Origin of the sequence: Psychrobacter sp. ANT_H3, assembly GCF_027919975.1 — a bacterium.
Classification (GTDB): domain Bacteria; phylum Pseudomonadota; class Gammaproteobacteria; order Pseudomonadales; family Moraxellaceae; genus Psychrobacter; species Psychrobacter maritimus.
In genome coordinates this window covers 1-13249 of sequence record NZ_JAQISM010000033.1, presented here as the reverse complement: position 1 = coordinate 13249, position 13249 = coordinate 1, and the positions used below count along the sequence as shown (strand labels likewise).

Annotated in this window: 13 protein-coding genes; 6 read left to right on the top strand and 7 right to left on the bottom strand. The window is 40.9% G+C overall.

The annotated features are described in order from the left end of the window. On the bottom strand, positions 1 to 2166 hold the full coding sequence (locus PG901_RS13145) for a MobA/MobL family protein (protein WP_228723100.1): 2166 nt from the start codon (positions 2164 to 2166) through the stop codon (positions 1 to 3). Positions 2167 to 2453: 287 nt separating this feature from the next. On the opposite strand from PG901_RS13145, the gene PG901_RS13140 reads away from it, so the two are divergent. Then, a complete protein-coding gene (locus PG901_RS13140; protein WP_181717136.1) occupies positions 2454 to 2933 on the top strand; it encodes a hypothetical protein in 480 nt (159 codons plus the stop codon). A 248-nt stretch (positions 2934 to 3181) separates the two neighbouring features. On the opposite strand, the gene PG901_RS13135 is transcribed toward PG901_RS13140, so the two are convergent. From PG901_RS13135 to PG901_RS13125, 3 genes are all read right to left on the bottom strand, one after another. Further along, positions 3182 to 4801 (bottom strand): AbgT family transporter, encoded by a 1620-nt coding sequence (locus tag PG901_RS13135; RefSeq protein WP_144298058.1) that lies wholly within the window; start codon positions 4799 to 4801, stop codon positions 3182 to 3184. 705 nt (positions 4802 to 5506) lie between these two features. Then, the gene (locus tag PG901_RS13130) at positions 5507 to 6028 is read right to left on the bottom strand and encodes an adenylate kinase (protein WP_181717135.1); all 522 of its coding nucleotides are present in this window, start codon (positions 6026 to 6028) and stop codon (positions 5507 to 5509) included. A gap of 139 nt (positions 6029 to 6167) precedes the next feature. Then, positions 6168 to 6800, bottom strand: coding sequence for a recombinase family protein (locus PG901_RS13125; protein WP_181717144.1), 633 nt, complete (start codon positions 6798 to 6800; stop codon positions 6168 to 6170). A 345-nt stretch (positions 6801 to 7145) separates the two neighbouring features. Here PG901_RS13125 and PG901_RS13120 point away from each other — a divergent pair, with 345 nt between their 5' ends. The 4 genes from PG901_RS13120 to PG901_RS13105 all read left to right on the top strand — a co-directional run bounded on the left by PG901_RS13120 (position 7146) and on the right by PG901_RS13105 (position 10384). After that, a complete protein-coding gene (locus tag PG901_RS13120) occupies positions 7146 to 8213 on the top strand; it encodes a DUF475 domain-containing protein (protein WP_181717143.1) in 1068 nt (355 codons plus the stop codon). A 163-nt stretch (positions 8214 to 8376) separates the two neighbouring features. Continuing rightward, complete coding sequence (locus tag PG901_RS13115; protein ID WP_181717142.1) at positions 8377 to 8901, top strand: TIGR00645 family protein; 525 nt, start codon at positions 8377 to 8379, stop codon at positions 8899 to 8901. A gap of 59 nt (positions 8902 to 8960) precedes the next feature. After that, on the top strand, positions 8961 to 9884 hold the full coding sequence (locus tag PG901_RS13110) for a DUF808 domain-containing protein (RefSeq protein WP_181717141.1): 924 nt from the start codon (positions 8961 to 8963) through the stop codon (positions 9882 to 9884). A gap of 56 nt (positions 9885 to 9940) precedes the next feature. Continuing rightward, complete coding sequence (locus tag PG901_RS13105) at positions 9941 to 10384, top strand: MgtC/SapB family protein (RefSeq protein ID WP_011512367.1); 444 nt, start codon at positions 9941 to 9943, stop codon at positions 10382 to 10384. A gap of 143 nt (positions 10385 to 10527) precedes the next feature. Here PG901_RS13105 and PG901_RS13100 read toward each other — a convergent pair whose 3' ends face one another. Together PG901_RS13100 and PG901_RS13095 are read right to left on the bottom strand one after the other, a co-directional pair. After that, on the bottom strand, positions 10528 to 10938 hold the full coding sequence (locus PG901_RS13100) for a hypothetical protein (protein WP_271134680.1): 411 nt from the start codon (positions 10936 to 10938) through the stop codon (positions 10528 to 10530). Beyond that, positions 10911 to 11186 (bottom strand): excalibur calcium-binding domain-containing protein, encoded by a 276-nt coding sequence (locus PG901_RS13095; RefSeq protein WP_068408089.1) that lies wholly within the window; start codon positions 11184 to 11186, stop codon positions 10911 to 10913. The genes PG901_RS13100 and PG901_RS13095 overlap by 28 nt, the downstream gene beginning before the upstream one ends. A gap of 220 nt (positions 11187 to 11406) precedes the next feature. On the opposite strand from PG901_RS13095, the gene PG901_RS13090 reads away from it, so the two are divergent. Next, positions 11407 to 11913, top strand: coding sequence for a plasmid replication DNA-binding protein (locus PG901_RS13090; RefSeq protein WP_181717139.1), 507 nt, complete (start codon positions 11407 to 11409; stop codon positions 11911 to 11913). A gap of 24 nt (positions 11914 to 11937) precedes the next feature. Here PG901_RS13090 and PG901_RS13085 read toward each other — a convergent pair whose 3' ends face one another. After that, complete coding sequence (locus PG901_RS13085) at positions 11938 to 12873, bottom strand: replication initiation protein (RefSeq protein ID WP_181717138.1); 936 nt, start codon at positions 12871 to 12873, stop codon at positions 11938 to 11940. Positions 12874 to 13249: the final 376 nt, after the last annotated feature.

The following is a 13249-nucleotide window of genomic DNA, read 5'->3' as shown; positions in this document are numbered from 1 at the left end:
TTAAGGCCTAAATCCTCTGCTAGGTGAATGCGCTTTATTGACTTGATGTTGGTAAGACTCTAAACCGCCCTGTAGTGCTTTGTGTTGGCCTTCAGACAGATCTTTGCCATATTGCTCAGTAAACGTCTCTAAAGTGGCTTTAAGCGCCTCTGAGTAGGTTTTACGCTGGGTTGTTGGTAGGGAGTTAACCTCACGCAACGCAAGTTTGAATTGCTGACAGGTTTTATCTAAGGTATCTGCTAGATGTTCTTTGGCAACGTCTCTGGCCTCAGCTGGGCAGTTATCCTGATTGATGTAATCCATTAATTCTTCTATATAGCTGAACGATGACATGGTGTCCCGAGTCATTCTTCCAACCTCTCCTGCGCTACCGCCTAGCTTGTCGATGATGCTGGTATTAAATGCCGCTCGTTTTTGATCGATATTGTCTCTGAAATCTATAAAATGCTTGGTAAGCGCTAGATACTGCTCACGTTCAGCGTTAGGATCACGCAACAGCTTGATGATGGATTTGTTGTTCTCAACCAGCGTGTGATCAAAACGTTTGGCCACTTGGCGTAAGTGTGCGGTAAATTCCACTGATTTATCGTGGTCCTCAATACCATGGTGCTGTGCAAACTCGCTGAGTAGTGCCACTTGACGTTGATCAAATTTATCAGGGACGTCATCCGCGGTTTCTCCTTGAGCCCATCTGATAGCCATATCATCACGATGACGTTGTATTAAGCGCATGGCTAGGTGCAGCTTCATACGTTCAACATACTCAAAGATTCTCTCATCTTTGTGACGGTTTGCTCGAGTGTCTCGATCAATGCGTCCTTCTTGTCGATCAAGTCGAGCAGCTCTTGCTCGTCGTGCTGCGTCATCGAAGGGGTTGGGGGCTGGTCTTGCACTTCGCTCAGTTGCTTTGTTAATTTCAATATTTGACTTTCCGATAGCTTCAGTGATTCCCTCAATTGCTTGTTTTGTGTCGTCAATTCGTTGTGTGAGCTTATTGTTTTCTTGTTTTGTGCCATTAATTCTTTGTTTTGTGTCATCACATCGCTTTGGTAGGTTTTCGCATCGTTTAGCTGCCCAAGCAATGCCTGATTTTGCGTCTTCAACACATCGTTTTGTGTCGTCAACTCGAATTGCCGTTCTATTATTTTGTTCTGTGCAGTACGTAATGTGAGGTTCTGAGCTTCCAGAGAGTTGTTTTGCAAAATCAGCTCGTTGTTTTGTGCCTCCAATGCTGCCAGGTAGTCTTGCATTTTTCTCAGTTGCCCAAGCAAGTCCTTTTCTAAGTGCGCTAATTCGTCGCTCATTGTCTGCCTCCTGTTTGATATGGTTGTCAGCCACCAATTTGTTGCGTGCTTTGATGGCGCGGTTGGTATTACCTTTTTCGGTCGTGATGCCTCGGCGCTCCATGGCCGTCGCCTCCACTCCCATTTTAATAGTGGGCTGCTGATCAAGCCCCTGATCCTTGTAACTGCGCGCATCCATCAGCGGTAGATGATATTCGGCCAATACCTTATTGGCGGTATCTACCCACATCTCCCGAATACGCTTAATCTCCTGCATCGATGACGGCAGATCATGCGCCTTACGTTTTTTATTGGACCACTCAAACGGGGTCTTAAGCTTTGGATCAAACGCCAAGGTTTTATTTGGTCCAATGGTAGGCGCTCGAGTAGTGACTAAAATATGCGCGTGAAAATTACGGGGATCAGGGTTTTCCTCACCCTCACGCAAATACTTAGAACTTGGTGGTACACTAGGATCGAATGGCAACTTCATCACCGGACGATGGATACACACATCAGCAATCACATCCATATCGTCACAAAGCTTTTGGGCAAAGTTTATGGCCAGCTGATGCCGATCATACTCGTCTAACTCATACGGCAAATTAATCAGCCACTCACGCGCCACCCGACTGTCCGAACGTGTCTCTGCCGCTTCAGCGGTATTCCAAAGCGTCTCCCGATCCACACTCACACCCAGCGCCTTTAATGAAAATGGTAAAACGATATCGCTACTCATCACACCAGACTTTTTACTATAGTCATGGGTCTTGCCATATTTGGCATCATCAAGCACATCGCCAGCACGATAGGCTGCCGACGCCACCGCCGACTGTCCTGCTTTTCGAGAAATCGCCTTTGTTGCAATGTGTACCATTGTCATAAAAGTCACCTGCTATTTTTGCTTTTTGCACACCACCGCTTTTCGTGGTGTGCGGGGTTTGGGGTTTCCCCAACGAAGAAGGATTCAAAATTAAGAATAGTAACGAAGTGGATAGATTAAATTTTGAGTCGTTACTTCGCCCTTAGTCAGGGGGACACCACCATTAAATAATAAACTAAGCTATCTAAGGTTTCGGATGTAATTGTGTTAAAGCTTACCACAAGTGATTGAACGATAGTAAGGTGCTTGCTATGCTGAGTAAAATTTAATTGATAAGGATAAATCTGATGTCAGTATCTAATAATAAAGCGCCTGTGTCTATTTTTGATAATCAAGATTCTAATGAGTTAAAAGAGCGTCAACGGTTGGAAGAGTTAAAACGCCAAGCTAAGGTTCAGCAAGTAAAGTTAGAGAAACGCCTGAACAAGCAGAAGATTTTAATGGGTGCGTTTTTGGGTCAGGTGTTGGCAACTGATGGTGAGAGTGAGCAGATGATTCGAGAGTACTTTGCGATTCATTTTCCAGATTTTTTAACGAGAAAATCGGATAAAGAATTGTTTAAAAGTATGATTGAAAGTTTGGGTGGCGATATAGGCTTGGATGAGGGAAAAGATTCTTCTGCGGTCAATATGCAAACATCTAGTCATGAGGCTGAAAATAATCAGCAAAATGAGTCTTATAGTAATGCTGAGCATGATATACGTGATCTGCTGTCAGATGATAATACTTATTCTACTGATGTCAGTGATCCAAACTACCGTGGATAATAGAAATACTAAAAACGTGGTGTTAGAGAGAAGCTAAAAAGAATCTATAGCATGGTCTCAATTGACGCCGGCCACTAGCGATGATGTGGGTTTCAAACTCTGGCTTGAATGATTGGTAAAAGTTGTCCATATAAGAAGTCCTGTTTGCATAAGTTGGTCTTGATAAATTTACTTTAGCAATTGTGGACTTCTTTTTTGGCGCTCCCTTTTCCCGAACTGGGGTCATTTAGCAAAACTTCGATTCACTACTATCTAGCAGGATAAAACGTCTCTGCACCAGGGCCTACTGGCAGACCAAATACAAACACCCAGACGCAAAATAAAATAATCCAACCAACTAAGAACGCAATTGAATAAGGTAACATCATCGCCATAAGTGTGCCAACACCAGTATTTCTCTTATAACGAATAGCAACTGCCATAATGAGACCAAAATAGCTCATCATAGGGGTAATGATATTGGTAGTCGAATCTCCAATACGGTATGCGGCCTGTATCATCTCAGGCGCATAGCCAGTTAGCATTAGCATGGGGATAAATATTGGTGCTGTTACGGCCCATTGCGCAGATGCCGAACCAAGCATCAAGTTAACCACCGCACATATCAAGATAAAACCGATCAATAAGAAAGGACCTGTTAAACCAATATCGTTTAGGAAAGTTGCACCAGATACTGCCATTACAGAACCAAGGTTTGACCAATTAAAGAAGGCGGTAAACTGTGCTGCAAAAAAGACTAAGACGATATAAATACTGAGCGAGCTCATCGCATGGCTCATCGCATCTACTACATCTTGGTTGTTTTTTATGCTACCAGTAATCTTTCCATATATATAACCAGGTATGGCAAAGAACACAAAAATGAAGACAACGATACCCTTTAAAAATGGCGAACCTGACAACAGACCTGTCTCAGCATTACGCAGGATGCCGTCAGCAGGTACCACGGTCCAAGCCAATAATAAACAGAATACCAGCATACTAATACCAGCCCAAAAAAGTCCTTTTTTCTCAATAGTAGATACGCGCTCAGCTTTGGTATCTAATACTGAGGGATCATCGGCGTCAGTAGGATTGTACTTACCAAGGCTTGGCTCGACGATTTTCTCGGTCACAAGATAACCCAAACCACTAATCAAAAAAGTACTCACCATCATAAAGTACCAGTTGGCTTCTGCCCCAACAGTGTAAGCTGGATCGATGATACGTGCCGCTTCTTGAGTAATCCCTGATAATAAAGGATCAACTGTGCCAAGTAATAGATTAGCGCTATAACCACCAGATACCCCAGCAAATGCCGCCGCGATACCAGCTAATGGATGTCGACCAAGAGAGTGAAATATGACCGCAGCAAGTGGTATCAAAACCACATAACCAAGCTCAGCGGCCGTGTTTGACATAATACCTGCGAACACAATAGTAAAGGTAACCATTTTCTTTGGCGCGTTTAACACTAGCCCACGTAGTGCGGCTGATATCATTCCAGAGCGCTCAGCGATACCAACACCAAGTAGTGCTACCAGCACCGTACCAAGTGGCACAAAACCAGTAAAGTTGGTCACCAAGTTTTCAACAATACGAGCTAAGCCCTCGCCATTTAATAAATTGACGACCTCAATAGTTCCATCAGCGCTACGGCCGCTTGCACCCTCTGGTCGTGGATCGATTACCGATATACCAAAGTAAGACAGTACTGCTGAAAGAACCAGTAAAAATACTGACATCCATACAAATAAAATAACAGGATGCGGTAGTAAATTACCGAGCCACTCTACTCCTTTTAAAAACCGCTGCATGCGCGAATCTTGCTCTGCTGCATCAAAATTATTATGTGGCGGATTGCCATTTGGCGAGTTACTTCCTTGCATAGCCGATTATCTCCTTCAAGATTAAGTACTTTTGATGCGCTTAAAGTGTATGAAAACACCGATAAAAGGTTATGATTGGAACATAATTGGAAAACAGAAACAAATAATTTTGTCTCATAAAACAAATTGTTTAGAATTTTGAGTAATAAATAACCCCAGTTCAGGAGAAGGGAGCGCCAAAAAAGACAAAAACAAGAAGTTCACAATTGCTAAAGTAGGTTTACCAAGACCAACTTATGCAAACAGGATTTCTTCCATGAACAACTTAACCGAACTATAATGCCTCTTGGTCAGTCATCAAAGCGCTTGAGCGCAAAAATAAAGAGCTCAAATAAGCCAACGAAACTATAAGGAACGCGGGCGCTTTTATGCCTAGGAGGAGATGGGCGGACCGCCCAAGTGATGGTTGATTTTATTAATGATCATAAGTTGTAATATGAGTTCGGGCCAATATTAAAGTACTACCGCCTGCTCCGTCACCCTATCACTTCACTATAATCTATTGTAAGTATGCCTATGACAAACCAATTTCACTGGTGCGGTTCCCTAGTGAGGACTTGAACCTTCGGCTGTAGGTTAATGTTATCAAGGTTTCAACTTACGGAAATAGTCACAGTGTACTTCGTAGTGTACCTAAAATACATATTCTATCTGTGATCGGTGCGCTATAAAGGTATCGAACAGCCAGCTTTCTATAGGTAAATATTATAAACTTTTCAAAAACGTTTTAGCCTCAATGGGCTTAGTAAGCTCAATAAATTTAATATGCTGGTATTGAGGTTTGTTTATTAACTGACGAACCTTTTTACGATTTTTCTTATGCGTTGTGATCGTCCACCAAATAATAGATTTTTTGGAAAACAGTCTTGTTAAGCTCTCTACATTATTGGTATCCCACAGCTTCTTTCTACTAATAGTCCTAAATATGGCACGCCTGAAAGCACGAGACAACACTAATGGAAACGAATAGTTCAGCCAAATGACGGTGTCGATATCTTTCCATTTTATAGGTATCGTCCGACTATAATTGCCATCTAATACAAACGCTGGCTTATCTAGCGCCTTTTCAATATGTGTGATAAAGGTTTCATCATCAACATGCTCCCAATCATCCAGCCAAAATAATCCGTCCATTTCAACATATGCACAGTTAAGTTTATCTGCTAGAGCTTTGGCAAACGTAGATTTCCCTGAACCTGATGTACCTAACACGTTGACTCTTTTCATGGTTATATTACCTCAAACAATTATGAATATTTCAGCAATATTCGAAAAAAGGCACGTAGTATAACCCAGCGGAACCCTCTAAAAAGGCTCATTAATCCATTAATAGACTACTCATAGTAGACTACTATATTGGAACCACTTAATGACTACTGAGCATCTTCGGTCTTTCCTTGGCCACATCAGCGATCAGATGCCGTGAGCACTTGGTCATACCTTGTATCTCAGAATAGCTATGACCTGATTTGAGTAGACTGGCAATAATCTTACGCTTCTCCATATCTTTCCTGCGTCCTGAATACTTACCTTCTGCCTTAGCACGAGCAATCCCTTGCATCTGACGGTTACGGCGATCCTCATAATCTTTTCGAGCAATGGCTGCGAGCATATCCAGCATCATCGAGTTAATGGCCTGCAATACACTGCTCATAAATTCAGTGCTGCTTTCAGATTGAAGCGCCATATATGAGGTCGGCAGCTCTTTTGATACGATAGCGAGCTTTTTTTCTGACAGCATTCTTTTAAGCGTATCCCAATCAGCTTGATTCAAACGTGCCAAGCGATCAATTTGCTCAACTAAGATCACATCGCCCTTATGAGCATCTTCAATCAGCTGCATAAGCTTTGGTCGCGCCAAGATAGCTCCTGATTCGTTTTCGACATAGAAGGCAGCAATTTTGTGGCCATGATCGTTGGCAAATGCTATGAGTTCGCTTTTGGCACGTTTAGCGTCTTGTTCTTTGGTTGACGCTCGTAGATACGCTCTGATAAACATAAACACCTAAAATAGTCTGTTATAAGTGGTTCCATTATACCAGTCTGTTTTAAGTGGTCTGTTAATAGGTTTGAAGGGTGAAATAGGTGGTTCCCTTAGGGTATACCTAAAATAGCAAAATTTATTTGATCAGTGTCTTACGCTTAGAATTTTTATTAAAGTATAAGGTGTTTTTAATCGCCAAAGCATAAAAAATACAGTGACAATTCTGCATAGAATATTTTAAAAAAATACTTTATATTCTATTAAAAATCACATAGGGAAGTGGCTCACGATAGCCACTTTTTTTATGCCTCATACTTTTAGTAGATACACTTAGCTTTACGCAACCAGACAGGATGTGTCATGAGACATTTTTATTTAGACTTCATCTTTACCGCCATTGCATTAGCGATCGCGGCATGGTGGGGATATTCACATGGCGGGATGGGCGGTTTGATCGCAACCTTATCTATTACCGCTATTTTGGCCGTCATGGAAATCTCATTATCATTCGATAATGCGGTGGTTAATGCCTCAGTCCTCAAAGGCTGGGATGAGTTTTGGAAAAAGATATTTTTAACCGTTGGTATTTTGATTGCTGTATTTGGGATGCGCTTGGTATTCCCTATTGTCATTGTCGCAGTAACTGCTGAGCTTGCTATGGTAGAGGTCATCAAACTGGCTTTGTATCAACCAGAAGAATACTCTGCCCGTTTAATGGCACACCATGCTGAAATCTCTGCATTCGGTGGTATTTTCTTGTTATTGGTGTTCTTAAACTTTATCTTTGACGATAAAGAAGTGCACTGGTTTAACTGGCTTGAAAGCCGTTTGGCAAAGCTTGGCAAAGTAGATGCCATGAGCGTCTTTGTGGCGCTTATTGTGTTGATGATTGCCGTATCATTTGCCAATCCTGAGCAATCCGCCGCTGTTCTAATCGCTGGTGTTTGGGGTATCTTGGTATACCTTGGCGTCCAAGTGGTCTCGGGTATGCTTGAAGGTGACCTCGAAGAAGATTTAGAAAACAAAGAAAATGGCTCGGGCGCAGCAGCGACCAGTGCGATTATGAAAGGCGGTATCATCGGCTTCTTATACCTAGAAGTCCTCGATGCCTCATTCAGTTTCGATGGCGTAATTGGCGCCTTTGCGATTACCAATGACGTTATCGTGATTATGCTGGGTCTTGCAATCGGTGCGATGTTTGTGCGTTCGATGACTATTTTCTTAGTTGATAAAGGCACGCTTGATGAGTTTGTCTATCTTGAACATGGCGCGCATTATGCCATTGGCGCTTTAGCCATTATCATGCTGCTATCGGTAAAATTTCATGTGCCAGAGCTTATTACGGGACTGATCGGTATTGCCTTTATTGGTTGGGCACTGCTTGCTTCACTGAAACATCGTAAGCAACAGGCAAAACTCACTGCTTAGAGTGTAGACAATGTAAAGCAAAAAATTATTATCTTAGAATATCGTTAATAACAGGTTATACCAAATAATTGGTATAACCTTTTTTCTAACATGCATTGCTTTTTATTACCTAATAATAGACATCATATTCAAACATTTATATTACCCACAACAAGAGACACAAATGCTGAAGAAAGCTGAACAAAGATTAGAAAAAACCATATTTAATAGTCGTTGGTTGTTAGCCCCGTTCTATTTGGGATTGGTGCTCGGTATCATTTTATTGTTTATTAAATTTTTTCAAGAGCTGTGGCATATGATTACCCATGTGCTCAGTGCATCTGAAGCCGATGTCATCGTTGGTACATTGGCGCTTATCGACATGTCATTGGTCGCAAGTTTATTGCTTATCATCATATTTAGTGGTTATGAGATTTTTGTGTCAAAAATTGATACCGGAGATCATGAGGATCGTCCTGAATGGATGGGGAAAATCAATTTCTCTGGGCTGAAACTCAAAGTGATTGGTGCCATCGTTGCCATTTCTGCGATTGATCTTCTTAAATCATTTATGGATATACCTAAAGAGATGAGCGAAGGTGATGCTGATAGATTGATGTGGAAAGTGATTATCCATATGACGTTTGTACTGTCAGGCCTGTTATTTGCTTTGATGGATAAGATTGTCGGTGATACCAAAAAACATTAGAAAGATTTTAATAAAAAACCTATCAATTAATTTATATAAATAGACGCAAAGGAGCACACATGGCAGGAGCCAGTTTATTAACCTTGCTTGACGACATCAGTGTGATACTAGACGATGTGTCAATCATGACCAAGGTTGCCGTTAAAAAAACGGCAGGAGTATTGGGTGATGATTTGGCCCTTAATGCTGAGCAAGTTTCAGGCGTTAAAGCCGACCGTGAGCTACCAGTAGTTTGGGCCGTCGCCAAAGGCTCATTCGTTAACAAGCTTATATTAGTACCATTAGCGTTGCTGATTAGTGCCATCTATCCCCCATTAGTCACCTTTTTATTGATGTGCGGAGGTGTCTATTTGGCTTATGAGGGTGCTGAAAAAATCATTCATAAGTTCTGGCCACATATCTTACCTCACGATGAAGAACAAATCGCCCGTCTACGTGCCAATGCTGATGAGACGATTGATTTGGTTGCTTTTGAAAAGGACAAAATCAAAGGTGCGGTGCGCACCGACTTTATTCTATCGGCTGAAATTATCGTAATTGCACTCGGCTCAGCAGTTGGAGCGACGCTTTTAGAGAAGAGCGTGATGCTGTCTATTATTGCTATTGGCATTACATTAGGCGTTTATGGCTTAGTAGCGGGTATCGTTAAAATGGATGATTTAGGTCTTTACCTAATGAAACAGACGAACGGTGCAAAGCAGAAAATAGGTGGGATTTTATTGTCTGCGGCACCAAAGCTGATGAAGTTTCTATCGATTGCTGGGACATTAGCTATGTTTCTAGTGGGCGGCGGTATCTTAGTGCACGGGATCAGTTTTTTGCATCATGAAGTGGAAGACTTAGCGCACCTAACTGGCATATTTGGAAGTGTGACAACCATGCTCTTAAATGCGTTGGTAGGTTTAGCCGTCGGTGTTATTGTCGTGGCTATTGTCACCATGATTGGTAAATTACGCAGTAATAAGTCATCTTCGACGCATTAAAAATAACGATAATCACCCCTGTTCATTTAACCTTATTTTAAAGAGTGCAATAAACCATGTTTGAATTTGATTTAAACTTAAAATTAATGGTATATCACCTAATTCAATTAGCAATTGCCTTCGTGCTTTCCCTACCGATTGCGCTTAATCGTGAGATGAAAGATAAGGGTGCAGGACTCAGAACTTTCCCATTAGTCAGTATTGCATCCTGTGCTTTCATGCTAGTAGCTGTCGATATCTATCATGGAGGTGCAGCAGAACCCGAAGCGAGAATCATGTACGCAATTATTACAGGTATGGGTTTTATCGGTGGTGGGGCGATTTTTAAAGGCGATAATACAGTAAAAGGCACTGCGACGGCTGCAAGTTTATGGAATACCGCTGCTATCGGCATCTCTGTTGCTTATGGACGTTATGAGATAGCGATTATATTATCAGTTGTTAATTTCTTAATTCTACAATTCTCAGAACCTTTCAAAGTAAAAGATAATCTTGAATAATTATTATTCGTCCCGGTTTGTATACTCAACCTTACATTTTGAAAGTTACATTGCTATGTACACTGATTTTATCTAAATAGATTTAGAGTACTAATAGCAATATCTCACAGCCTAAGGTTCAAGTCCTCACTAGGGAACCGAACTTAATAATTCGCAAGCTCATCCTCTTGCTCATCACAGACCTTCAATCCAATCTGTACGGCCTCATTAAGATCAGCACCTTCCTTGACACTATGAGGCGCATTTGGTGTCAAACGACTTAGCTTTAAGCCATCTACCGCTGCTTTGTTAAGCGGTGTACCAACGTAGGATTCATCTGTATAACCCTTAGGATGAAAAAACACCTCACGACCAAAGGAAGGATTTGAGGCACATGCAATCTCACCCTCAGGCACCGTAAACGGATAAGGTGTTGTGTAATCTTTACTCCATGTCTGCTCACTCACTACGATATAGCCTGAACCATACAGATCATTTTCTGTATTGCCTGAGCTGCACCCAATCATAACGATAGACGCTACTGCAATTAACCACCTGGACATATTGATTCGCATGGTACGCCGTCCTTATCACGGTCTAGCTTGGTATTTCCACATTTGAGTGCTTGTTTGGCTTGTTCACAGCTAACCATCTGCCCACAAGTGCGCGGTAAGCCTTTGCATTGAGAGCCGCCAGCACCTTTAGCAAACAACGGATGCTCTACCTCAACATCACTATAAAATGGATTATCAGTGACTGTAACTGCTGCCTGAGAAGATAAGGCAAAGAGAGATAACGCCATACTTAGAATAAATTTTTTCATAGAACCTTCTTTCTTTAATACCCAAAACACTGCTTTCAAGCATTAATAATACCCTATATTTGTTCAATAAAGTGAGTGCTATATAACTAACCGTCTGATTTACACAGCAGTTTATTTATAATTTGCCTGATAGACGGGTTAGTGCCATAGTTGTTCACTGAACGTTCTGGACAGTTGTACTGTACAGTTTCTAAAAACGTACTTGAACACTAGGTGAACAATGAACATATCGGTGACAAAAGCAGCAAAAGAATGGGGTGTATCAAGAACCACGATCTATCAGAAGGTCAATGATGGTGAGCTTTCTAGAACAGCAGATAAGAAAATAGACGTTTCAGAAATGTTGCGAGTGTTTGGTGAGCCAATTTCTAAAAAACGTACTGAACGTTCAGTGGACACTGTTCAAAGTACACCTCTGAACAGTCAAAGTGTTCAGTACAATACGGACATTGAACACCAATTAGCGCTTGAAAAGCTCAAGAATGAACATCTCAGCCAACAAGTAAGCGATCAAAAAAAGTTAATTGAAAATTATCAGCAGCAGATAGGACAGTTAAACAAAACGCTGGATAAAGCCAACGCTAGTATCCAGGATTTCGCACAAGTAAGACTGCTAGAGTTTAAGCAAGCTGAAATGAGCGATGAGCCGCCACTTGCACAGGAGCAAGAAAAAAAAGACGATTCAGTCGTCGCGACGGCTAAGAAGAAAAAACGGTGGTTCTTTTGACTTTAACGGATATTTGAAAAAACATTAGTGTTTAATCTTTGGTAAATAGCTCTCTAAAGCCTTATTAGGCTTGTTAAAGCTTTCAGGCTCTCGTTGTATGATCTTAATCATTTCGCGCTTAAATGCGTCAGTCTGCATTTTTCCGTCATAACTTAGGCTTGGATGATCGTTATAGTCATTCATAAACTGCACGCTATCGACAATGGACTGGATGGCTGCTTGCGATAATGCACCGTCTGCACCCGTTAGCTTGTCTAATGTTTTTTTATGGAAACTCAGCTTTAAGCCTCTAAATCCCTTACCTCTCGATTTCTTTTGATACTCCACGCTAACACTATAGTTTGTATTCTCGTTAATGTCGTTAATAGCTGTTTCAATAACAAATTGTCGCAAATGACCGAACTGCTTGTATTTACCTTTGACATTCATTACATGCTTAAATTCTTCAAGTGTAAAATCTTTGCTGTACTGAAACTGATTAACCCACATAACGACCAATTCATATAAACGTATTGAGTGGATACTTGATAACTCGCCGATTTCAAGCAACTTATACTTAGTAAAATTAGCTCTTAGCTGTGTCAAATAAGGCAAAATCTTTTCTGCAAAAGATAAAGAAACTTCTCCGTTATCCGGGTCATAGACAATACTACTGATAAGTCTTGTTTGAAGTATTTTGTTTTCGGGCAAGCTCATTACAATATCAACGTCATACAAACGCTTACTTGCGTTTTCCATATCACGATAGACGTTCTGCTCGTTTTTAGACTTCTTACCAAAGAACAGTGACTTTATATCATCTACAGACACTTTAAATTCAGTCTGTTTTGTTACTTCTGGTGCGTCAGGTCTGCTGTCTATCTGACTAATACACGCAAGCATTAGCTCTTTGTCTGTTTTTTGCATTGTGTATGTTGCTAGAATCAGCTCGTTTGATTGAACAACTAAATTATTTTCCATTTTTAATCCTGCTCATTTACTGTTTTTTTTAAAAACATTCAAGCTATAGTAACATTAAGAACAGTTAAATAAACAGTATTTAATATACGACTGTTTTTTCTGCTCATTTACTGTTTTTTCTGCTCATTTACTGTTTTTTCTGCTCATTTACTGTTTTTTCTGCTCATTTACTGTTTTTTCTCTTTGTAAGCTATTGATTATAAAGAAGAAAAAAGGCTCTTAAACAGGAGTAAACAGGAGTAAACAGGATCAAATAAAAACCCTTAAAGAAACGGGTGATAAATTTTTTTGTGGATAAGTGAAAAATCATCATTTAAACCACGTAGCTTGTCTAAGCGATTTATCCCTCAGTAACGGTTTTTTTTTGAGGAGTAGA